Source organism: Micromonospora sp. A3M-1-15 (genome assembly GCF_024213425.1).
In the GTDB taxonomy this organism is placed as follows: Bacteria; Actinomycetota; Actinomycetes; order Mycobacteriales; family Micromonosporaceae; genus Micromonospora; species Micromonospora chersina.
The window spans coordinates 20146-40201 of sequence record NZ_JANAVK010000008.1 but is presented as its reverse complement, the minus strand read 5'-3'; the positions used below and the strand labels follow the sequence as shown (position 1 = coordinate 40201).

Below are 20056 nucleotides of genomic sequence, written 5' to 3'. Positions count from 1 at the left end.
AGGTGATCACCGTGAACCAGCCCACCCTGACCTCCGAAGCCCAGCAGCCGCCCGGCCCGCCGGGGCAGTTGGACATGTCCGCGCTGATGGCCTTCATGCAGCGTTTCGTCGGCGACGTGTCGGCGGCCGGCGTGGTCGTCATGTGCGCCCTCGGCAGCCGGCTCGGCCTCTTCGCCGACCTGGCCCGCTCGGGGCCGGCCACCGCCGCGGAACTCGCCCGCCGCACCGGCAACCACGAGCGGTACGTCCGCGAGTGGGCGCTGGCCCTGGCCAGCGCCGGCTACCTGACCCGGCACGCCGAGGGCCGGTACGCCCTGCCCCCCGGCCCGGCCGCCGCGCTCGGTGACGAGAACGGGCCGTTCTACATGGGGGACATGGCCCGGCTCGTGCCGGCGCTGTCGGCGGTGCTGGACGGTGTGATCGAGGGCTTCCGCACCGGCTCCGGGCTGCACCCCGAGGAATACCCGGCGGAGCTGTTCGAGACCGTCTGGCACAAGGACGCCAACCGGCTCGGCAAGGTGCTCGTCCCGCAGTGGGTGGTCGCGGTGGACGGGCTCACCGAGCAGCTCACCGTCGGCGGGCGGGTGACGCAGGTGCACTGCGGCGACGGCCGGGCGCTGATCCTGCTCGCCCAGGCCTTCCCGAAGCTGCAACTCGTCGGGTACGACCCGGTCGAGATCAACGTCCGCCGGGCCCGCGCCGAGGCGGCGGCGGCCGGCGTGGCGGACCGGATCCGGTTCAGCACCGCAGACCCGGCCGAGGATCTCGACGGCGGGCTGGCGCTGGTGCTGGCGATCGACGTGCTGCACGAGGCGCCCGATCCGGCCGCGCTGCTGCGCCGCATCCACGACTCCCTCCAGTCGCACGGGGTGTTCCTGCTGCTGGCCACCAACGGCGAGGACGTGCCGCTGGCCGGCGCCGGGCCGGTGAGCAGCATGCTCTACGCGATCAGCACCCTCCAGCACGTGCCGCAGGGCCTCGCGGCGGGCGCCGCGGACCCGGCCGGACTGATGGGGCTGCCGCCGGCGCTGCTGCGCCGGCTGTGCGAGGAGGCCGGCTTCACGAGCGTCGAGAAGCTGATGGAGCCCAGCCCGTTCAACACCCTCTACGAGCTCCGGGCCTGACCGGCCAGCGCGGCGACGAAGGGAGAACGTCACATGTCCGCCGATGTTCAGAGCACCAGGACCACCCGGGGCGACTTGGCCCGCTTCCATCAGCAGCGCCTGACCTGGCAGCCGGCCGAGGGCGAGGCGGGTACGGAGACCACCCGGGTCACCGCCCCGCTCGACTACCGCGACCCCGCCGGGCGCACCATCGAGATCGCCGTGGCCCGCCGGCCCGCCGGCGATCCCGGGCGGCGGATCGGGGTGCTGATGATCGCGCCCGACGACCCGGGCAACCGGGGCATCCCGCTGATCGGGCAGCTCGTCGGGGCGCTCCCCGCCGAGGTGCTGGACCGGTTCGACCTGGTGGCGTTCGACCACCGGTTCAGCGGCGACAGCCACCCCATCGAGGTCGACTGGACGCCCGAGGAGCGGCTCTGGGTCTTCCACCGGCCGCAGAGCATCACCGAGGAGATCCGGTTCCAGTCCAAGGTGGCCGCCAAGGTCGCCGACGTCGCGCTGGACCTGCTGCCGTACGCCAGCACCCGCAACGTGGCCCGGGACATGGACGTCGTCCGGGCCGCCCTCGGCGAGGAGCGGATCTCCTACCTCGGCTGGTCGTACGGGACGTACCTGGGCGCGGTCTACACCCAGCTGTTCGGCGAGCGGGCCGACCGGGTGGTGCTGGACAGCGTGCTCAGTCCGGACTGGCCCTGGCGCGGGCTCTTCCTCAACGTCGCGGCCAGCACCGAGGCGGCGGTGAACCGCTGGTGCGGCTGGGCCGCGGCGCGCGACGGCGAGCTGCGCCTGGGTGACAGCGCGGCGGCCGTCCGCTCCCGCTACGACGAGCTGCTGGAGCGGGCCGGGCGGGAGCCGCTTGCCGTGCCCGGGCTGCCGATGCCGCTGGACCGGTTCGCGCTGGAGTTCTTCACCGTGGTGATGCTGACCGCCGACCGCACGTACCCGCTGCTCGGCGCGGTGCTGCGGGCCGCGGTGCACGGCGACCCGGTGCCCGGCCCGGCGGTCGGCGAGCTGATGGGGCTGGTCAACCAGCGCCAGGACAGCACCCCGGCCGGGCAGCTCGCCATCCTCTGCGGGGAGTCGAGCTGGCCGCGCGATCTCGACCGGTACGAGGCCGAGATGGCGAGCGTGGGCGCGGAGCTGCCGTTCATCGGGCGGACCCTGGCCTCGGTGAAGGCCGGCGCGTTCTGGCCGACCTCGCCCGTGGAGCCGTTGACCGAGATCGGGCCGGGGAACACCGCCCGGTCGATCCTGCTCGTGCAGTCCGAGGCGGACATCTTCACCCGGGCGGTCGGGGCGTGGCGGCTGCGTGAGCTGCTGCCGGAGAACAGCCGGCTCGTGCTCGCCGCCGACACGGCGTGCCACAAGCTCTTCCCGTTCGGCGGGCACCCGGTGGTCAACGACCTGACCACCCGGTACCTGCTCACCGGCGAGCTGCCGGAGAAGGACGTCACCGTCGAGAATCACCAGGAGTCGGCATGAGCGGCACGGTCCTGGTCACCGGCGCCACCGGCCGGGTCGGGTCGGAGCTGGTCCGGCTGCTCGCCGCGGCCGGCGTCCGGCCCCGGGCCCTGGTCCGCGACGTCGAGCGGGCCCGGGAGAAGCTCGGGGACGCCGCCGACCTGGTCGCCGGTGACCTGAACCGGCCGGCGGACCTGGACGCCGCGCTGGCCGGGGTGGAGCGGCTGTTCGTCCTCACGGCGACCAGCCGGGGGCAGCTCACCCAGGAGCGCAACGCGATCGACGCGGCGGTACGCGCCGGCGTGCGGCACGTGGTGAAGCTGTCGGTGCTGGACGCCGGCCGGGAGTCGCCGCTGCGGCACGGGGTCTGGCAGGGCGACGCGAACGCGCTGCTGGTCAACTCCGCGGTCGACCACACCGTGCTGCAACTGGCGTTCTTCATGCAGAACCTGTTCGGGATGGTGGCCGGGGGCGCGATCCGCAGCTCGGCCGGTGACGGTCGGGTGGCGATGGTCGACGCGCGGGACGTGGCGGCGGCCGCCGCGGCGGTGCTCACCGACTGCCCCGAATGGGCGCGCAACCGGACCCTGGTGTTGTCGGGGCCGGAGGCGCTCTCCTTCGACGACACGGCGAAGGTGCTGGCCGAGGCCACCGGTGTGCCGGTGCGCCACCTGCCGGTGCCGCGCGAGCAGGTGGCCGCCATGCTGCGCCAGTTCGGCGCCGAGGAGTGGTACGCCGAGGACGTGGCGGTGTTCAACGACCTGATCGCCGCCGGTCGGGTCCAGGCGGTCACCGACACCGTGCGGCGGCTGACCGGCGCCGAGCCCCGGTCGCTGGGCGACTTCGCCCGGGAGTTCGCGGCCGTCTTCCAGCGGGCGGCCGCACCACCGCCGGGCGGGTGGCGGGCCGGCTGACCACGAGGGGACCGACGAGGCGACCCGGGCGTGACATCCGCCCGGGTCGCCTTGTCGCCGCGCCGAGCCGTACGTACCCGTGACGTGGGCCCCGCCGGATCGCCGGCGGGGCCCATCGGGGTGGCGGGTCGTCAGCCCTTGCCGGCGGTGCCGATCTCCTCGCGGTCCCACATGGACGACCAGCCGCCGGCCGCGCCCGGCTCGCCGGCCAGCAGGTCGGGGATCTTCGCGACGTCGAAGACGCCCCAGTGCTCGGCGATCCTGCCGTCGGAGAACCGGAAGGTGTTGGAGCCGCCGATCTCGAACCGGCGGCCGGTCGCCGGGATGCCCATGAACGGGCCGGTGTGCTCGAAGTGCAGCAGGATGGCCTGGGCCAGGATGTCGCCCTCGCACACCGACACCAGCACCTCGACCTTGCGGGTGGTGAGCACCTGGTTCGCGTGGTCGAACCGGTGCGCCACGCCGTCGCGGCTCGGCGGGTCCCACGGCGGGGCGAAATGGTCGACGAAGCCCGGTGCGAGGACCTGCTGCACGGCCGTGAGGTCGTAGTCGAACAGCACCGCCTTGCGGAAATTCCGCACGGTCTCCTCGAACTCGCGTTTGCGCTGCGCCAGATCCGGGTGGTGTCCGGTCATGTCGGTCTCTCCGTTTCCTCGAAATTGCGCGGTTGCTGTTCAGGAAAAGGCGGTGGACAGTTCGGACGGCAGCATTCCGATCTGCACGAGGATGCCCAGCGCGTCGGCCACCCCCCAGTGGTCGACCACGACGCCGTCGACGATCCGCAACTGCCCCATGAGGGCGCAGCTCACCGGGCGGCCGGTCGGTGGGATGCCCATGTACGCGCCGGTGTGCGTGGCGTGCACGGTCATCCGGGTGGCCACCAGTTCGCCCTCGGAGACGATGCTGTGCAGCTCCATGCGCAGGTCGGGGAAGGCGTCGAGGAACCGCCGCATCTCGGCCGCGGTGTCCTCGGCGCTGATCGTGCCGGCCCGGCCGTGGTGCACCATCGTCGGGGACCAGAAGGTCATCAGGGCGTTGATGTCGCCGTTGTTCCAGGCGTCGATGAGCTGCCGCACGACCGCCTTGTTGTCAGGTGCTGACACCGCAACCTCCGAATTGATGGGTCGGGCCGCGCGCTCGTCGTACCGGGCCGTCGCGGCACCCGGGATACCCATCGATCCTCGCCCGCGGGCGGGCGTTTCCCCTTATCCGGTGTTGCTGTCTTTCCGGCCGCTGAAACGGAACAGCAATCGGCGAGAACCGGCCCACCGGCACGTCGCTCTACCGTTTCCGCAGATGCGGCGGAAAGGCGGCGACATGACGACTCGACGGGCGCTCGTCGTCGGCGGCGGGCCGGCCGGGCTGGCGACCGCACTGGCCCTGCGGGACGCGGGCTGGGACGCGCTGGTCCTCGAACGCAGCGCGGACGTGGGGCCCTCCGGCGTCGCGCTCACCCTCTGGCCGAACGCCCTGTCCGCGCTCGCCGCCGTCGGCGCCGACAAGCCGGTCCGGGCGGCCGGCTGCCCGGCCGACGGCAACCAGATCCGCGCCGCCGACGGGCGGATCCTCGACGACGTGCCGGGGCCGTTGATGGCGGAGCGCTTCGGCGGCCGGGGCCTGGCGCTGCTCCGCGCCGACCTGGTCGAGGCGCTGCGCGCCCAGCTCTCCCCCGGGATGCTGCGCACCGGCGCCCGCTGCGTCGGCTGGACCGAGTCCGGCGGCCGGGTGCGCGCCACCCTCGCCGACGGCGGCACCGAGGAGGGCGACCTGCTCGTCGGCGCGGACGGGCTGCGCTCGACGATCCGCCGGCAGCTGCTCGGCGGCGGCGCGGACCCGCTGCGCTACGCCGGCTATCCGGTCTGGCGCGGCATCGCCCGGTACGAACTCGGTGCCGCGCCGGGCCTGCTCACCATGGGCCGGGCCGCCCAGTTCGGGCTGTTCCCGCTTCCGGAGGGGCGGGCGTACTGGTTCGCCACCATGCCGTTGCGCCGGGGCTGGGGTGAGCAGTTGCCCCGCCGGGTCTGGTCGGCCCGCTTCGACGGCTGGCACGCGCCCATCCCGCAGGTGCTGGCCGCCACCCCGGACGAGGACATCCTGGTCACCGACATCTACGACCGCGCGCCCGTGCCCCGGTGGAGCGCCGGGCGGGTGGTCCTGGTCGGCGATGCCGCGCACCCCAGCACCCCGAACCTGGGCCAGGGCACCTGCCAGGCGCTGGAGGACGCCGTGGTGCTGGGCCGCTGCCTGCGCGACGACGACGTGGCCGGGGCCCTGCCCCGGTACGAGGCGGCGCGCCGCCGCCGGGCGGACGGCCTCACCCGCCAGGCCCGGATGCTCGGCCGGCTCGGGCAGTGGAGCAACCCGGTGGCCTGCTGGATCCGGGAGCAGATGATCCGCCGCGCCCCGGCCGGCCCCCGGCTGCGGCAGATGGCGGAGATGTTCGCCTTCGAGTGAGGAGTGACCGATGTCGCTGCGGATGTTCCTGCGGGTGCTGGCCATCGTCGCCGTGGCGTCCGGGGAGGCGCTGCGGACCCTTCCGGCGGCCCTCGTGCTGCGGGTGACCAGGGGGCCGGAGGCGGCGGCCGACCGCCGCTACCGGGGGATGGTGCGGGCGCTGCAACGGCTGGGCCCGACCTTCGTGAAGTTCGGGCAGATCGCCGGCACCCGCCGGGACGCCCTGCCGCCCGCGCTCTGCGCGCGGCTCGGCACCCTCTTCGACGAGGTGCCGCCGATGTCCGCCGCGGCGGCCGGCGAGGCGCTGCGCCGGGCCCGGGCGGAACAGCCCCGGCTGGTGCTGCGCTCGGTGGACCCCGAGCCGCTGGCCAGCGGCAGCATCGCCTCGGTCTACCGGGCCGTGCTGGACGACGGGACCGTGGTGGCGCTGAAGCTCAAGCGGCCCGGCATCGACGACCGGATGCGGGCGGACCTGCGGCTCGTCGAGCTGATGGCGCGACTGGCGGCGCGGGCGCCGAAGATGCGCGGCATGCCCATCGCCGACCTGGTCGGCTATCTCAGCGCGGCGATCCTCGGCCAGCTCGACTTCCACCGCGAGGCGGCGAACAGCGAGCGGCTCCGCGCCGAGCTGGCCGAGCTGCCGGAGGTCAAGGTGCCCCGGCTGCACCGGGACCGGTCGGCGTCGAACTGCCTGGTCTTCGAGTACCTGCCGGATCTGGACGGGCGGACCGTCGAGCGGCTCGACCCGCGGGTCCGGGCGCACCTCGCCGAGGTGGTGCTGGCCGCCGTGCACCGGCTCTTCTTCGGCGCCGGCTTCGTCCACTGCGACCTGCACCCGGGCAACCTCTACCTGACCCGGGACGAGCGCGTGGTGGTCCTCGACGCGGGCTACTGCGCCCAGCTGCCGGACGGCGTACGGGCGGCGATCGGCGAGTTCTTCGCCCGGCTGGGGGCGGGGGACGGCCGGCGGTGCGGGGAGATCGTGCTGGCCAGCGCGGTGAACGCCGGCGCCGGCCTGGACCGGGACGGCTTCGTCCGGGACGTGGCGGAGCTGGTGGCCCGGACCGCCGGCCCGGACAACGAGTTCGACATGTCGGTCTTCGGCAACGGCGTGTACGACCTCCAGCAGCGGTACGGCATCTACGCCGCCTCCGACTTCACCTTCCCGCTCATGTCCCTGCTCGTGGTCGAGGGCACGGTGCGCGGGATCAGCCCCGACGTCGACTTCCAGCGGGTCGGTGGGCCCGCGCCCACCCCGCACGCCTGACACGACCGGCACCGCGGCGGTGACCTCCCCGCTCAGGGGAGGTCACCGCGCACGGGTTCACGGCCGGGCGGCGAGGGGCAGCACCGGCAGGCCGGTGAGGATCGGCGGGTCGATGGGGCGGGCCGGGGCGAGCCGCACGGCCAGCGGGCCGGTGGTGCGGCCCGGGCGGACCACCACCGGCGCGTCGGCCACCCCGACCCAGACGTCCGGGTCGCGCACGCCGGCCAGCACCTCGCCGACGGTGACCGCCTCGGGGTGCGCGCAGGCCAGCAGGTGCCAGGTGCCCTCGGGCGCGCCGGTGACGGCGAACGGGCCGTCGCCGGTGACGCTGGTGCAGGCGACGGGGAGCCCCTGGGCCAGCGGGGTGGGGAACAGGCCGAGCAGCACCAGCCGGGCATCCCCGGACGGGGTGTGCACGGTGCCCGTTACCACGCCCCCGGGCGGCTCGTCCTCCTCCGCCGGCCCGGTCCCGACGGCGACCACGTGCTCCAGCGGCCGGTCGCCGTGCGCGGCGTCCAGCCGGCGCAGCCGGCCCGGCCCGACCCCGACCTGCTCGGTGAACTGGGTGGTGAAGGTGCCCAGGCTGCTGTAGCCGACCGTGGTGCAGATGTCGGTGACGTTCATCCGGCTGGAGACCACCAGCCGGCGCGCCTCGGCCATCCGCAGCGCGGACAGGAACCGCCCCGGCGGGGTGCCGGTGACCAGCCGGAACACCCGGCTGAAGTGGAACGGGCTGAGATACGCCACCTGGGCCAGCCGCGACAGCGTCCACGGCTCGTCGAGCCGCTCCCGCATGGCCCGGACGACCCGGGAGACCGCGTCCCGGTGCTGCTGGAGGACGGTCGACCGGCCGCGCCGGTGCGCCGGCTCGGTGCGGTCGCCCCGGACGGCGGCGCGGTCGTGGGCCATCGCGGTCACGGCAGCTCCTGCCGGGTGCGGGCGCACTCCTCGGCCAGCGCGAGCGCGGCCGTCCAGGTGGCGGCGAACCGGTGCCGCAGCGTCCGTTCCTGGAGGTCGCTGAGGCCGAGCCGGTGCCAGCCCTGGTGCGAGACGGAGAGCGTACGGCCCCGCTCGCCGGGGTCGGTCCGGACCTGGCAGGCGGTGACCGTGCGCGCTCCGGGGATCTCGACCGTGAAGGTGAGCGCCTGCTCGCGGTCGAGCTGCCAGTCGCGCAGGGTGAACCGGCGCGGGCCCTCCTCGTCAACCACGAAGAACCAGCCGGGGCCGGCGCCGTTGGTGGCGATGGGGAGCCAGTCGACCACCGTCTCCTCGCGCAGCGGGTGCCAGGAGCCGTTCGGCAGCACCACGCTGCCGTCGATCTCCTGCCGCCAGTCGTACCGGGAGGGGCGGCCGGTCTCCAGGTAGCGGGCTAGCCGGCCGACGAAGTCCAGCCACCCGGCCTTGAGCTGGGCCACCTCCGACCCGGGGCGGCCGGGGCAGCTGTCGTCCACGGTCAGGGTGGTGGCCTCCGCCCCGCCGGTCAGCGTCCAGCCGACCTGGCACTCCGGGCCGACGCCGAGGAAGCTCCACCGGAACAGCAGGCGGTCGCACGGCTCGACGTGGTCGACCTCGATGTCGAAGAAGTCGCCGTCGCCGAAGTCGACCCGGGTGCTCGCCCCGGTCGTCATGGGCGCGGACAGGTGGCCGAACCACTGGGCGACCCGCCGCGGGTCGGTGACCGCCTCCCACACCTCGTCCACGGGGGCCGGCACGCTGACCATCACGCGCACCCAGTCGTCGGGCAGTTTCAGGTATCCGTCGGGCATCGTGCTCACCTCTCTCAGGAGCGGGCGGACCGGGTGTCTCAGGTGCCGGCGGGCAGCAGGCGATAGCGGGAGCTGCGCAGCGCCGGCCCGTCCGGGTCGGCGCCGGAGCGGACCACGCAGTCCACCCCGTCGCCGGTGACGGTGGCCCGGACCAGCAGCGGATCGCCGGGACCGGCCGTGCCGTCGGGGATCAACGCGGCGCCGCCGGCCGCCGCCTCGGCCACCGCGCGCATCGCCGTGTCGAGGTCGCCGCCGGCCGGCACGACCAGGGCGGCGTCCACTCCGGGTACGCCCTCCGGCCGCCCGGACCAGGCGCCCTGCGTGCCGGGGCGTTCGCCGCAGACGAGCAACGTGTCGGGCAGGTCGTCGTCGGGCGGGGCGTCGACCAGCGCGGCGAGCAGCCGGGTGGCCGCGGCGACCCCGGTGGCCACCGGCACCGGCACCATGCCGAGTTGCCGGGCCGCGACCCGGGCCACCTGCCGGGCCATCCCGGCGCCGGACCAGAGCGACCACTCGGCGGTGCAGCAGCGGACCCGGGGGTGGGTGGCGGCGTACCGGGCGGTGGCCCGGTGCAGCAGTTCGTTGGCGAGGGCGTAGCCGGCGAGCCCCGGGTGCGCGCCGTGCGCGGTGAGCGAGCCGAAGGTGAGCACCGCCCGCAGCCGCTTCGCGCGGACCGTGGCGAGCACCGTCTCCAGGGTGGCGACCTTCGCGGCGACCAGCGCGTCGACCTCGGCGGGGCCGAGGCGTACCCCGGTGCCGCCGGCGATCCGGCCGGCGCAGTGCACGATCGCGGTGGGCCGCAGCCCGGCCAGGGCTGCGCGGGCGGCCGCCGGGTCGGTGAGGTCGAGGGTGAGCAGCCGGGCCCGGGGCCAGCGCCGGCGCAGCAGGGTGAGCATCCGGCGGACGTCGGGCGGGGCGTCGTCCGGCGTACGCACGTCGACCAGGACCGGGACGGCGCCGGCGGCGGCCAGCGCGACGGCGAGGCGGCTGCCGAGCCCGCCCAGTCCGCCGGTGACCAGGACGGTGGCCCCGGCGAAGCGCGGCGCCCGGCCGGGCAGGGGGGCGGCCCGCCAGCCGAGGGTGTGCACGGTGCCGTCGGCGGCCACCGTGAGCTCGTCGGCGGCGGACGGCGCGGCGAGCAGGTGGGCGGCCCGGCGCAGCGCCGCCGGGGTGGGCTCCCCCAGTGCGACGGTGCCGACCGGCCGGCCGTCTCCGGCGGCGAGCCCGCGCAGCAGGCTGCCGCCACCGGCTCCGCCGTGGACCAGTGTGAGGTGCCGTCCGGCGGCCCGCTGGTACGCGTCGAGCAGCACCCCGGCGCCGCCGGCCGGCCACCGTCCACCGAGGACCAGTACGTCCGCCTCGGGTCCGGCGGCGGGATAGGGCTGCCGGCGCAGGTGCCGGACGAGGGGGTGGTCGGCGGGGCCGGTCACCCGCCAGCGGGCGGCGCGGGGGGTGGGCCGGACGGGCGCCGGCGCGGGCCGCAGGGCGCGCAGGGCGATCCGGGAGGGGAGCGAGAGGGGCTCAGGTGACATGGGGCACCTTCCACTCAGCAACTTCATAAAGATATATCGATCGTGGTCTTGAAGCAATCACAAGGCTGAGCAACTTGAAAGAAATATAGGGAACGCGGAGCCCCTAGCGTCGAGGCACAGGCCAGAAAGCGCCGAAGGAGGCAGCAATGGCAATCGATCTCTGTAACAAGTCGCCGGGTGCTCTCGCGGAGGGCGCCCAGGGTGCGTGGGAGGAGGCGGTCCCGGCCGAGGCCGCACCGGTCAACCTGGACGCCCTCACCGCGGACCAGCGCGACGCGCTCAACTTCTCCTACCGGACCACGCTGCCGGCGATGGACCCGCGCTTCGTCGCCGGTGACCCGGCGGCCTGGGCGAGCGACTTCGGGTACGCGCTCAACAAGGTCGCGGTCCGGCTGGACAACCGCACCAACCAGGAACTGCGCGACGCCGCGCTGAACCACCCCGACGCGGCCATGCGCGAGCAGGCCCTGTTCGAGTACGCCGACCGCGACCTGCCGGACGCGATCGAGCTGCTCGGCCAGGCCGTGCTGCACGACCCCAACCGCGAGGTCCGCTGGGACGCGCTGTGGGCCATCGAGAAGCTGGGCGGCGCCCACGCGGTGGCCAGCCTCAGCAAGTTCGCCAAGGACGCGGACCCGGAGATCGCCGAGTGGTCGCACCTGTTCCGCAGCGAGCTGCAGACGGGTGACCCGGCGTTCGACGGCCGGGCCGGCAGGTTCACCCCGGGCCGCACCTTCGACGAGACCATCTACCTGCTGATCCACTGCGACCTGTACGTGCGGCTGGACGACTCCAACCAGCACTGGGGCAAGATCTCGCTGGCCCCGCAGGGCCTGGCCCGGATCTACGGCCAGGCGCACGCCTGCCCGAACGTGGCGACCCGCGAGCGGCAGCTCGTGATCGCCAAGACCATCGACGGGCTGCACGCCGACGGCTCGCCGCACTGCGACAACTACCTGTTCCGCGGGTTCACCGACCGCACCCGCCGGGACCGGGGGAACTTCTTCTTCGAGTCGCTGGTGCCCCGGACGTTCTTCAAGTCCGGCCACGCCGACGACCCGAGCGAGGGCACCCGCCAGGCCAACATCGGCTTCGCCCGGTACGGCACCTGGCACCTCGACCCGAAGTTCCAGATCCACGACGAGGCGGCCATCCGCTACGTCCGTGGTCGCTTCCAGGGCTGGGGCTACATCAACCTGGCCCGGATCGCCGGCCGCTCCATGGAGGAGATCCTCCAGCCGGGCAACGGCGTGCTCTCCACGCTGCACGACCCGGAGATCGGCCACATGACCAACGCGTTCATCCTCGGCACCTTCAAGGGGAAGCTGAACGACTGGGACGGCGACGGGGTCATCGACATGAACTCCCGCGACGTCTACTCGACCGTCGACGGCGAGATCGACATGAACCAGGACGGCGTGGCGGACCAGCCCGGCCTGACCTGCTGCGACCACACCACCCTGCTGCCGTAACGAAGGAAGAGGACACCAGAGATGAGCACCAAGAGCGTTCTTTTCGGTCGCCCGGTCCAGACCGAGGGCGTGCCGAACGTCTACGCCGGCGCCCCGGTCGTCCCGTGGACCCCGCCGGAGCCGGGCATCGACAACCTGGGCATCAACTCGATCGACACCTTCGCGGTGCCGGGCGTGGGCGAGTACACGGTCGCCTTCGACGGCTGGGTGCGGGTGGTCCGGTCGCCGTCCACCTCGGGCGAGTGGGCCGACGCCGAGGTCTACACCAACCTCATCGAGATGAAGATGGTCGGTGAGTGCGAGGAGCTCGGCAAGATCACCGTCACGCTCAACCCGGACTGCCTCTCGGCCGGCCAGATCCGCACCCCGTTCGACCCGTACGCGGGTGAGGGGCCGTCGGCCAAGGCCTGCCGGATGGCGGTCGGCGCGATCTTCGACATGCCGAAGCTCGGGCTGAAGCTGATGAACCGCGAGCCGATCATCCTGACCATCGACGACGTGCGCAGCATCCCGCCGGCGGGCGCCCCGGGCAAGGGGCAGATTTACCGGATGATGCCGCTGCTCGACGTCAACGACCCGGACGGCCAGCCGGTCGCGTACCTGACCAGCCTCCGGTTCAACATGGGCGGCTACCTGAAGCCCGACCAGATGTGATTCCCCGCGGTGCGGGAGGCCGGCTCCGGCCGGTCTCCCGCACCGGCACGACCGCCCCGCCGACCACCAGGGCCGGGGCGCGGCAACCCGAAGGAGCGACGACAGTCGGAGGTTGGCATGCCCGTGGACGACCGGAGCGCACCCGCTCCCCGGCTGGAGCCCCGACCGGGCTTCACCGGGGTCGAACCCGATGACTTCCCGCTGCTGCACCGCAACGGCGGCTACCCGCTGGCCCAGGACCGCTGGGAGCGGCTGGTCAGCCAGGTCCACATCCCCGCGCCCGCCGACCGGGTCTGGTCGGCGCTCACCGATCCGGAGCAGGTCGCGCAGTGGCTCGCGGTCTGCCGGGGCGGGTGGGCCACCGCCGACGGCGAGGCGATCCTCGACTTCGAGGACGGGGAGTTCTTCTTCTGCCGGATCCGGGACGTGCGGGAGCCGGCGTCCGGCGGCGAGGGCCGGCTGTCGTACCTCTGGCGCTGGGTGGGGGTGGGCCCGGCCACCGAGGTGACCTGGCAGCTCACCGCGACCCCGCACGGCACCCAGGTCACCGTCGTCGAGGAGGCGTTCAACCCGCCCTCGGACTGGCGGTCCTGGAACGGCATGGGCTGGCCCGGCATCCTCGACCAGCTCGCCGACTTCATCCGCACCGGTGTGCCCTGGCGGTGGCCCTGGCGGCGGATGGGCCCCTACGTGCAGACCGAGCTGCCGGGCACCACCTTCGAGGTCTGGGGGCTGCTCACCTCGACCCCGGCCACCCAGTTCTGGCTCAGCCGCACCAGCGGCAGCCTGGACGCCGGCAGCGAGGTCGGCCTGATCCTCGGCGACGCCAGCGGGGTGGCCACCATGACGGTCACCCGGCACGTCGAGGCGTACCAGCAGTTCCCGTCGTACCTGCCGCGGCTGGAGTTCCGCCTCGGGCGGCCGGGCTGGCCGGGTGAGCTGGAGGGGCACCTCTGGATCGAGCCGGCCGGGCTGGGCGGGAGCATCATCCAGGTCTTCCACTCGAACTGGGAGGCGCTGAGCACGATCGCCCCGCCGCTGGACGAACGCAAGATCCTCACCGGCTACTGGGTGGGCGCGTTCGGCCGGGCCGCGCTGCTCTGCCAGCGGGCCTTCGGTGACTCGTTCCCGGCGGCGCCGCCCGGCCGCGACCTGGACATCCCGGCCGACCTGAACGGCACCGGGAACGGCCAGCGGGTCGACGCCGGCCCGCACGGCTGGAGCCGGTAGGCCCCGGTGGCGGCGCCGGCGGAGGGCGGTCATCGGGGCCTCCGGCGGCGCCGCCACCAGGCCAGCCGGGCGCCCAGCACCACCAGCACCACGGCGTTGGCGGCCAGCACCGCCAGGGTCAGCGGATCGGGTGGCCCGGCGTGCCCGGCGTGGCCCTCGGCTTCCGCGGGCGCCGCCGCCCCGGCGTCCACCGGCGGCGGCGGGCCCACCGGGCGGCCGACCGCGAAGGCGTACGCGCCGCTGGGCTCCGACCCGTCGGCGAGGGTCACGTGGTACGCCACCACGTACCAGCCCTCGCCGAGCGGGGGCAGCGTCTCGCGTACCCCCTTTCCCTGGACGGTGGTCACGCCGCGGTCGACCCGCTGCCCCGCGGCGGCGGTGACCGTGACGTGCGCGTCGCCCCGGCGGGGGCGGCTGCCGAAGGCCAGCTCCACGGCGGGCGGGGCGGCGGTGAGCACCGCCCCGCGGGCCGGCGTGGCGGTCACCACCGGGTCCTCCGGCGCCCGGAACAGCGGCCGCAGCAGCACCACCACGCCGATGAGCAGCACCAGCGCCGCCGGGACGCGGCGCAGCGCCACGCCCCGGCGGGGATCCGCTGAGGTCATGCCGACACCCGGTGCGGTGCGGCCCGGTCCGGCGCGGTGGTGGCGGACCCGCGGCCGGAGTCCCGCAGGTAGTGGTACATGGCCACGACCATCGGCAGGAAGACCACCGCGTTGTAGAACAGGTGCAGCTGGACGCGGGGGAACCAGAACTGGAGCACGCTGGTCGGCACCGGCCGGCCGGCCAGGTGCGCGCCGGTCTGGGCCTGGATCAGCAGCAGCAGGTGCTCGATGTGGTGCCAGAACTGGATGGCCAGCGCCACCGTCCACCAGGTGCGGGCCCGGCCGGTGAAGCCGGGGCGCAGCGCCCAGAGGCCGACGAGCATGACGAGCGCGTAGCCGTAGTGCAGCCACTCCGAGCTGATCAGCCACGGGAACGGCATGCCCAGCACGCCGCGGGCCTTCGGCACGGGCCAGCCGAGGCCCCAGATCTGCACGGCCTGGGCGATGTGCTCGGCCCAGTGCCCGAGGACCACCAGCATGAACAGCATCACGGCGGTCCGGTGGTGACGGCCGTTGAGGTTGGCCAGCAGCCCGTTGCGGTCGGTTTGCGGTCGGTCGGTCACGGTTTCCTCCTCGTGGGGCGGTCAGCCCGCCCGGCGCTGCGGGGCCAGGTGGGCGGTCTCGGCGGCGGCGCGCAGCAGCATGGGGCGGGCCGCCGCCTGGAAGTCGATGTCGGGGTCGAGGTCGCGGACGGTCCCCTCGATCACCAGCAGCGACAGCAGCGGGAAGACGAACTCGGACGCGGCGTACATTCCGAAGTCCCGCTGCAGGGTGAACAGTTCGGTGCCGAAGCGGGTGAGCTGGAACTCCTTGGCCGGCACCCCGGTGTTCCGCTTGACCAGCTCGGCGACCCGGCCGATGAAGCCCTCGACGTCCGCGTCCGGCGCCACCCGGACCGCGCTGTCCACCACCACCTCGCCGCACTGCCGACCCCGCCCCAGCGCCAGGCCGAGGAAGAAGTCGGCGAACTGCCGGCGTACGGTCGGGTCGAGCCGGATGCTGAACCCGGCGTCCAGCACGACCACCCGGGGTCCCTTGAAGTAGACGTTCCCGGGGTGCAGGTCACAGTGGACGAAGCCGTCCAGGAAGAGCATCTGGTAGACCGCGCTCACGGTGCGGGCCGCCAGCCGGGGCCGGCGGGCCGGGTCGATCTCGGCGACCGGGCGCGCCACCAGGTCCGGGATGAACTCCATGGCCAGGCAGTTCGGCCGGCACAGCTCCGGGAGGGTCGCCGGGATCCAGACGTTGTCGGACTCGGCGAAGTTGCGCCGCAGCTCGGCCAGGTTGGCCCGTTCGCCGGCGAAGTCGAGCTGCCCGAGCACGGCCGCGCAGACGAAGCCGGTCAGCTCGGCCAGCGGCACCCCGCGGCCCGGCGGCAGCTTCTCCGCCAGCGCAGCCGCGCCGTGGATGAGGGCCAGGTCGAGCGCCATCCGGCGGCGGATGCCGGGGCGTTGCAGCTTCAGCGCCACCTCCCGGCCGTCCGGCCGGACGGCCCGGTAGACGCCGGCGATGCTGCCGCTGGCCCGCGCCGTCGCCTCGACCTCGGTGAAGTGCCGGCTCAGGTCCGGCCCGTACGCCTCGCGCAGCGCGCGGCGCACCTGCCGGCCGGACATCGGCCGGACCCGGTCGTGCAGCCGGCCCAGCTCGTCGCAGAGCAGGGGCGGCAGGAGGTCCCGCCGGGTGCCCATGATCTGGCCGAACTTGACCGGCGCGGGGCCGAGCCGTTGCAGGTGCCGGACCAGCCGGCGGTAGAAGAAGCGGGCCGCCGCGGTGCGGCCGCGCAGGGGTCGCAGCACCGCCGCGCCGGCCGCCGCGGGCAGCAGGTACGCGGCGCTGCTGGCCGCCACGAACGCGCCACGGGTGGCCAGGGCCAGGCGGGACTGGCGGGGGATGGTGCGGGAGAGTCCGGCGGGGCGGTCGCCGGCGAGGGGGTTCTCCGGGAGCATCAACGCCTCCTTGCGGGGGGATGGGGTGTGCGTTAAGTGATCCGAAGGTGGCGCACCGTCATGGACAGCGTTCTATGGATCCCCTAGCCTCTTGATGGGGGGAGGCGACAATGGGCGCTGCCGTGGACACTGTGCGGATAAAGGTTCTGGGCCCGGTCGCCGCGTTCCGTGACACCACCGAGATCCCCCTGGGGCCGTCCCGGCAGCGCGCGGTCCTCGGCTACCTCGCCCTGCACCCCGGGCAGCCGGTGCCGCTCGGCGCGCTCACCGAGGCGGTCTGGGGCGACGACGCCCCGGCCAGCGGCGACCAGCTCGTCCGGACGTACGTGGCGCGGCTGCGCCAGGTGCTGGAGCCCGACACCGCGCCGCGCGCCCGGACCAACGTCATCGCCTCGGTGCCCGGCGGCTACCGGCTCGACGTGCCGCCGGACCGCGTCGACGCGTCGCACTTCCAGCAGTTGCTCGCCCGGGCCCGGGGCCGGCAGGCGGCCGGCGCCCCGCACGAGGCCTTCGAGCTGCTCGGCGCGGCGCTCGGGCTCTGGCAGGACCCGACCCTGGCCGACCTCGGTGGCCTGCTGGCCAGCCCCCGGCACCTCACCGCGCTGCGCGCCGACTGGGTCGACGCCGGCCTGCGCCACGTCGCCGTGGGGTTGCGCCTCGGGCAGGCGTCGGTGGTGCTCCCGGTGGCCGAGCAGCTCGCGGCCGTCGAGCCGCTCCAGGAGGCGGTGCAGGCCCGCTACCTGGAGGCGCTGACCCGCAGCGGGCAGCGGGCCGCCGCCGTGCACCACTACCTGAGCGTCCGGGCCCGGCTCCGTGCCGAACTCGGTGTCGAGCCCGGCCCGGAGCTGCGCCGGATGTACGCCGCCCTGCTGCACGCCGGCGACGAGCCGGGGCCGGGCGTCGAACCGCCGTCCCGGGCCGGGGCGGACGAACCCGACCGGCGGCCTGGCTGGCGCGGCCCCGGCCCGGCGATCGGCCCGCTGATCGGCCGGGAGGACGACGTCGCCCGCTGCGCCACGCTGCTGGTCGCGCACCGGGCCGTCACCATCGTGGGGCCGGCCGGCTGCGGCAAGTCGGCCACCGGGCTGGCGGTCGCCGAACGGGTCGCCGCCGCGTTCCCCGACGGCGTGGCCACGGTCGACGCGGCCGAGGCCCGGGACTGCGGCGAGGTGCTGCGGCTGCTGGCCGAGACGCTGGAGCTGCCGGGGCCGAACGTCGACCCGCTGCGCGCCGTCGCCGACCAGCGGATGCTGCTGGTGCTCAACGACGTCGAGCACCTCGGCGCGCGGGCCGGCGAGATGGTGGAGCACGCCCTGCACCGCTGCCCGCGTACGGCCATGCTGGTCACCTCCCGCCGCCGGCTGGGGCTCGCCCACGAGGCGGTGTTCCGGCTGGCGCCCCTGCCGCTGCCCGGGATCGACGCCCCGGACGCGCTGCCGGACAACCCGGCCGTGCGCCTCTTCGTCCACCGGGCCGGGCTGGTCCGGCCGGGCTTCCGCCTCTCCCCGGCGGACGCGGTGACCGTGGCGCGGATCTGCCGCGGGCTGGACGGCCTGCCGCTGGCCGTCGAGCTGGCCGCCGCCTGCCTCTACACCGACAGCCTCGACGGGGTGCTGCGCCGGGTCGACGACCCGCTGGACGAGTTGCGGCCGCAGCGGCGCGGCCATCCGCAGCACCACCGGTCGCTGCGCGCCGCGTTGCACCGCAGCCTGGCCGCGCTCGGCCCGGTCGACCGGGCCTGCCTGGCCCGGCTGGCCGGCGGCGACCGGTGCTTCTCGCGCGACGAGGCGGCCGCCCGCTGCGCCGGCCTGGTCCCGCCGGCCCAGCTCGGAGCCGTGCTCGACCGGCTCGTCGACGAGTCCCTGCTGGACGCCCGGGCCGGGTCGGCCGGCCCGCGCTACCGGCTGCTCCGCACGGTGGCGCTGGCGGCGGCCACCGTGCCGGAGAGCGGGACCGGGGAGCATCAGGCGTTCCACGGCATGGTCGGGAACCAGCCGTAGCCGAACATGGCCGGCAGCCGGACGTCCCAGTAGAAGACCAGGAACGCGCCGAGCGCCAGCAGGCTGACCCCGACGAGCAGGGCGGCCCGGCCGGGGCGGGACAGCCAGCGCTGGAAAGCGCCCCGGGTGCCGAGCACCAGCAGCAGGGCCAGCACCGCCATGATGAGCACGTTGCCGAGCGACTGGAGCACCAGCACGAGCGCGCCGTAGAACGGGTTGTGGCTGTCCACGGCCTGCTCCAGCAGCTTGTGGAACAGCGGGTAGGGGCGGCCCACCAGGAAGCCGCCGACCAGCGCGCCCAGCGTCACGAGCCGGGCCACCGGCCGGCCGGCGAACGGGTCGGGCAGCAGGCCCAGCGCGGCCAGCCCGAGCCAGGCGAAGGCCAGCCCGATCACGCCGAACACCACGGACGCCTGGACCAGCCGGACCGGGAGGCCGTCGCCGACCGTGTCCGTGGAGAGCTGCGGCAGCCGGGAGCCGACCAGGACGGCCAGGAAGCCGTACACGGCCGCCACCGACACCAGCCCGAGGGCCAGCCAGCCCAGCGGGGCGAGCGCGGCGGCCAGCCGGCCGCGGCGGGGCGCGGCCGAGCACTCGGCGACGTCCGGCAGCGCGCCGAACACGGCGATGTTGCAGGCGGTGAACGTTCCGGCGAACCCGGAGACGAAGGCGAAGACCACCCCGGCGGCGGAGCCGGCGATGGCGGTCTGCTTGGCGTCGGTGCCGAGCACCGAGTTGGCGACGTTGTCGCCGATCACGTGGTCGACGAACTCGAACGACCAGAGCACGGCGAGCACCAGGCCGCCGAGCATGCCGGCGACGGCGGCGACCGGGCGGCGCCGGGTGGCGGGGATTTCGGTACGAGTGGAGCTGGCGAGGGCGGTCATGTGGCGGTCCTCTCCGGGGCCGGAACCATGGAATAGTGAAGGGATGGGATGCCCGAAAGGGAGCGAGCGATGGGGCTGCTGAAGGACCGACGCACCTACGACCAACAGTGCGGACTGGCCTATGCGCTGGACGTTCTCGGCGAACGCTGGACGCTGCTGATCGTCCGGGAGCTACTGATCCGGCCCCGTCGCTACGGCGAACTCCTCGATGCTTTGCAAGGAATCGGCACCAACCTTCTGGCCGACCGGCTCGGCTTCCTCGTCGAAGCGGGGCTGGTCCGGCCGCTCGATCCGCAGCGGCGGACCGCGGGCTACGCGCTGACCGAGCTGGGTGAGCGGATGCGGGAGCCGGTGCTGAGCCTGGCCCGGTTCGGCCTGACCTACGCCGCCCACCAGCCGCCGCCGGCCGCCTCGGTGACCCGGCCGGCCTGGGCGATCCTGGCCACCGACGCGATGCTCGACGACGCCCGCGCCCCCGGGATCGACGAGGTCTACGGCTTCGACGTCGACGGCGAGCAGTTCCACGTCGTGGTGGAGGGCGGCCGGGCGGTCCTGCACCCCACCGCCGCGCCCGACGCGACCCTGCACGTGAAGACCGACGCGAAGACCTTCTTCCAGCTCGGGGTGCGGCGGCTGGACCCGCTGGAGGCGGTGCTCGCCGGCTCGGTGCAGGTCTCCGGGCCGCCGGCCGCCATGTCGCGCTGCCTGCGGCTGCTCGGCCTGGCCGGCAACCCGCTCGGCTGA

General features: G+C 74.6%; 19 protein-coding genes. 10 read left to right on the top strand and 9 right to left on the bottom strand.

Annotation, left to right across the window (positions count from 1 at the left end):
- Window positions 1-11: 11 nt before the first annotated feature.
- The 3 genes from NLX85_RS30405 to NLX85_RS30395 are packed head-to-tail and all read left to right on the top strand — an operon-like array spanning window position 12 to window position 3499.
- The gene (locus NLX85_RS30405) at window positions 12-1124 is read left to right on the top strand and encodes a methyltransferase (protein ID WP_254341015.1); all 1113 of its coding nucleotides are present in this window, start codon (window positions 12-14) and stop codon (window positions 1122-1124) included.
- A gap of 33 nt (window positions 1125-1157) precedes the next feature.
- A complete protein-coding gene (locus tag NLX85_RS30400) occupies window positions 1158-2606 on the top strand; it encodes an alpha/beta fold hydrolase (RefSeq protein ID WP_254341013.1) in 1449 nt (482 codons plus the stop codon).
- The gene (locus NLX85_RS30395; protein ID WP_254341011.1) at window positions 2603-3499 is read left to right on the top strand and encodes an SDR family oxidoreductase; all 897 of its coding nucleotides are present in this window, start codon (window positions 2603-2605) and stop codon (window positions 3497-3499) included. Before NLX85_RS30400 ends, NLX85_RS30395 begins: the two co-directional genes overlap by 4 nt.
- A gap of 131 nt (window positions 3500-3630) precedes the next feature.
- On the opposite strand, the gene NLX85_RS30390 is transcribed toward NLX85_RS30395, so the two are convergent.
- Both NLX85_RS30390 and NLX85_RS30385 read right to left on the bottom strand, forming a co-directional pair.
- Complete coding sequence (locus NLX85_RS30390) at window positions 3631-4134, bottom strand: ester cyclase (RefSeq protein ID WP_254341009.1); 504 nt, start codon at window positions 4132-4134, stop codon at window positions 3631-3633.
- Window positions 4135-4173: 39 nt separating this feature from the next.
- Complete coding sequence (locus NLX85_RS30385) at window positions 4174-4602, bottom strand: ester cyclase (RefSeq protein WP_254341007.1); 429 nt, start codon at window positions 4600-4602, stop codon at window positions 4174-4176.
- A gap of 214 nt (window positions 4603-4816) precedes the next feature.
- Here NLX85_RS30385 and NLX85_RS30380 point away from each other — a divergent pair, with 214 nt between their 5' ends.
- Window positions 4817-5953 (top strand): FAD-dependent monooxygenase, encoded by a 1137-nt coding sequence (locus tag NLX85_RS30380; protein WP_254341005.1) that lies wholly within the window; start codon window positions 4817-4819, stop codon window positions 5951-5953.
- Between the two features lie 10 nt (window positions 5954-5963).
- Window positions 5964-7220 (top strand): AarF/ABC1/UbiB kinase family protein, encoded by a 1257-nt coding sequence (locus tag NLX85_RS30375; RefSeq protein WP_254341003.1) that lies wholly within the window; start codon window positions 5964-5966, stop codon window positions 7218-7220.
- 57 nt (window positions 7221-7277) lie between these two features.
- Here NLX85_RS30375 and NLX85_RS30370 read toward each other — a convergent pair whose 3' ends face one another.
- The 3 genes from NLX85_RS30370 to NLX85_RS30360 are packed head-to-tail and all read right to left on the bottom strand — an operon-like array spanning window position 7278 to window position 10518.
- Entirely contained in the window at window positions 7278-8129 is an 852-nt protein-coding gene (locus NLX85_RS30370) for an AraC family transcriptional regulator (protein WP_254341395.1), read from the bottom strand.
- Between the two features lie 5 nt (window positions 8130-8134).
- Window positions 8135-8986, bottom strand: a complete 852-nt coding sequence (locus NLX85_RS30365) for an SRPBCC domain-containing protein (RefSeq protein WP_254341001.1) — start codon at window positions 8984-8986, stop codon at window positions 8135-8137.
- 38 nt (window positions 8987-9024) lie between these two features.
- Window positions 9025-10518 carry a KR domain-containing protein gene (locus NLX85_RS30360; RefSeq protein WP_254340999.1) on the bottom strand — a complete coding sequence of 498 codons (1494 nt, stop codon included), beginning with the start codon at window positions 10516-10518 and terminating at the stop codon, window positions 9025-9027.
- Window positions 10519-10664: 146 nt separating this feature from the next.
- On the opposite strand from NLX85_RS30360, the gene NLX85_RS30355 reads away from it, so the two are divergent.
- The 3 genes from NLX85_RS30355 to NLX85_RS30345 all read left to right on the top strand — a co-directional run bounded on the left by NLX85_RS30355 (window position 10665) and on the right by NLX85_RS30345 (window position 13874).
- The gene (locus NLX85_RS30355) at window positions 10665-11990 is read left to right on the top strand and encodes a HEAT repeat domain-containing protein (RefSeq protein WP_254340997.1); all 1326 of its coding nucleotides are present in this window, start codon (window positions 10665-10667) and stop codon (window positions 11988-11990) included.
- Window positions 11991-12011: 21 nt separating this feature from the next.
- Window positions 12012-12644: a DUF6073 family protein gene (locus tag NLX85_RS30350; protein WP_091316714.1), complete on the top strand. Its 633-nt coding sequence runs from the start codon at window positions 12012-12014 to the stop codon at window positions 12642-12644.
- Window positions 12645-12761: 117 nt separating this feature from the next.
- Window positions 12762-13874, top strand: coding sequence for an SRPBCC domain-containing protein (locus tag NLX85_RS30345; RefSeq protein WP_254340996.1), 1113 nt, complete (start codon window positions 12762-12764; stop codon window positions 13872-13874).
- 29 nt (window positions 13875-13903) lie between these two features.
- Here the strand turns inward: NLX85_RS30345 and NLX85_RS30340 are convergent, their stop codons facing one another.
- The 3 genes from NLX85_RS30340 to NLX85_RS30330 are packed head-to-tail and all read right to left on the bottom strand — an operon-like array spanning window position 13904 to window position 16425.
- On the bottom strand, window positions 13904-14479 hold the full coding sequence (locus NLX85_RS30340; protein ID WP_254340994.1) for a copper resistance CopC family protein: 576 nt from the start codon (window positions 14477-14479) through the stop codon (window positions 13904-13906).
- A complete protein-coding gene (locus NLX85_RS30335; protein WP_308210868.1) occupies window positions 14476-15042 on the bottom strand; it encodes a hypothetical protein in 567 nt (188 codons plus the stop codon). The genes NLX85_RS30340 and NLX85_RS30335 overlap by 4 nt, the downstream gene beginning before the upstream one ends.
- A gap of 21 nt (window positions 15043-15063) precedes the next feature.
- A complete protein-coding gene (locus tag NLX85_RS30330) occupies window positions 15064-16425 on the bottom strand; it encodes an AarF/ABC1/UbiB kinase family protein (RefSeq protein WP_254340992.1) in 1362 nt (453 codons plus the stop codon).
- A gap of 110 nt (window positions 16426-16535) precedes the next feature.
- Here NLX85_RS30330 and NLX85_RS30325 point away from each other — a divergent pair, with 110 nt between their 5' ends.
- Entirely contained in the window at window positions 16536-18425 is a 1890-nt protein-coding gene (locus NLX85_RS30325) for a BTAD domain-containing putative transcriptional regulator (protein WP_254340990.1), read from the top strand.
- On the opposite strand, the gene NLX85_RS30320 is transcribed toward NLX85_RS30325, so the two are convergent.
- Window positions 18389-19312: a hypothetical protein gene (locus NLX85_RS30320; protein WP_254340982.1), complete on the bottom strand. Its 924-nt coding sequence runs from the start codon at window positions 19310-19312 to the stop codon at window positions 18389-18391. The two genes, NLX85_RS30325 and NLX85_RS30320, sit on opposite strands and share 37 nt — an antisense overlap.
- A 69-nt stretch (window positions 19313-19381) precedes the next feature.
- On the opposite strand from NLX85_RS30320, the gene NLX85_RS30315 reads away from it, so the two are divergent.
- The gene (locus tag NLX85_RS30315; RefSeq protein WP_254340980.1) at window positions 19382-20056 is read left to right on the top strand and encodes a winged helix-turn-helix transcriptional regulator; all 675 of its coding nucleotides are present in this window, start codon (window positions 19382-19384) and stop codon (window positions 20054-20056) included.

Bases quoted from the DNA above. Each gene is read 5' to 3' on its own strand.
- NLX85_RS30400 (WP_254341013.1), top strand. From the start codon at position 1,158: ATGTCCGCCGATGTTCAGAGCACCAGGACCACCCGGGGCGACTTGGCC.
- NLX85_RS30395 (WP_254341011.1), top strand. From the start codon at position 2,603: ATGAGCGGCACGGTCCTGGTCACCGGCGCCACCGGCCGGGTCGGGTCG.
- NLX85_RS30390 (WP_254341009.1), bottom strand. From the start codon at position 4,134: ATGACCGGACACCACCCGGATCTGGCGCAGCGCAAACGCGAGTTCGAG.
- NLX85_RS30380 (WP_254341005.1), top strand. From the start codon at position 4,817: ATGACGACTCGACGGGCGCTCGTCGTCGGCGGCGGGCCGGCCGGGCTG.
- NLX85_RS30375 (WP_254341003.1), top strand. From the start codon at position 5,964: ATGTCGCTGCGGATGTTCCTGCGGGTGCTGGCCATCGTCGCCGTGGCG.
- NLX85_RS30370 (WP_254341395.1), bottom strand. From the start codon at position 8,129: ATGGCCCACGACCGCGCCGCCGTCCGGGGCGACCGCACCGAGCCGGCG.
- NLX85_RS30365 (WP_254341001.1), bottom strand. From the start codon at position 8,986: ATGCCCGACGGATACCTGAAACTGCCCGACGACTGGGTGCGCGTGATG.
- NLX85_RS30360 (WP_254340999.1), bottom strand. From the start codon at position 10,518: ATGTCACCTGAGCCCCTCTCGCTCCCCTCCCGGATCGCCCTGCGCGCC.
- NLX85_RS30355 (WP_254340997.1), top strand. From the start codon at position 10,665: ATGGCAATCGATCTCTGTAACAAGTCGCCGGGTGCTCTCGCGGAGGGC.
- NLX85_RS30350 (WP_091316714.1), top strand. From the start codon at position 12,012: ATGAGCACCAAGAGCGTTCTTTTCGGTCGCCCGGTCCAGACCGAGGGC.
- NLX85_RS30345 (WP_254340996.1), top strand. From the start codon at position 12,762: ATGCCCGTGGACGACCGGAGCGCACCCGCTCCCCGGCTGGAGCCCCGA.
- NLX85_RS30340 (WP_254340994.1), bottom strand. From the start codon at position 14,479: ATGACCTCAGCGGATCCCCGCCGGGGCGTGGCGCTGCGCCGCGTCCCG.
- NLX85_RS30330 (WP_254340992.1), bottom strand. From the start codon at position 16,425: ATGCTCCCGGAGAACCCCCTCGCCGGCGACCGCCCCGCCGGACTCTCC.
- NLX85_RS30325 (WP_254340990.1), top strand. From the start codon at position 16,536: ATGGGCGCTGCCGTGGACACTGTGCGGATAAAGGTTCTGGGCCCGGTC.
- NLX85_RS30320 (WP_254340982.1), bottom strand. From the start codon at position 19,312: ATGACCGCCCTCGCCAGCTCCACTCGTACCGAAATCCCCGCCACCCGG.
- NLX85_RS30315 (WP_254340980.1), top strand. From the start codon at position 19,382: ATGGGGCTGCTGAAGGACCGACGCACCTACGACCAACAGTGCGGACTG.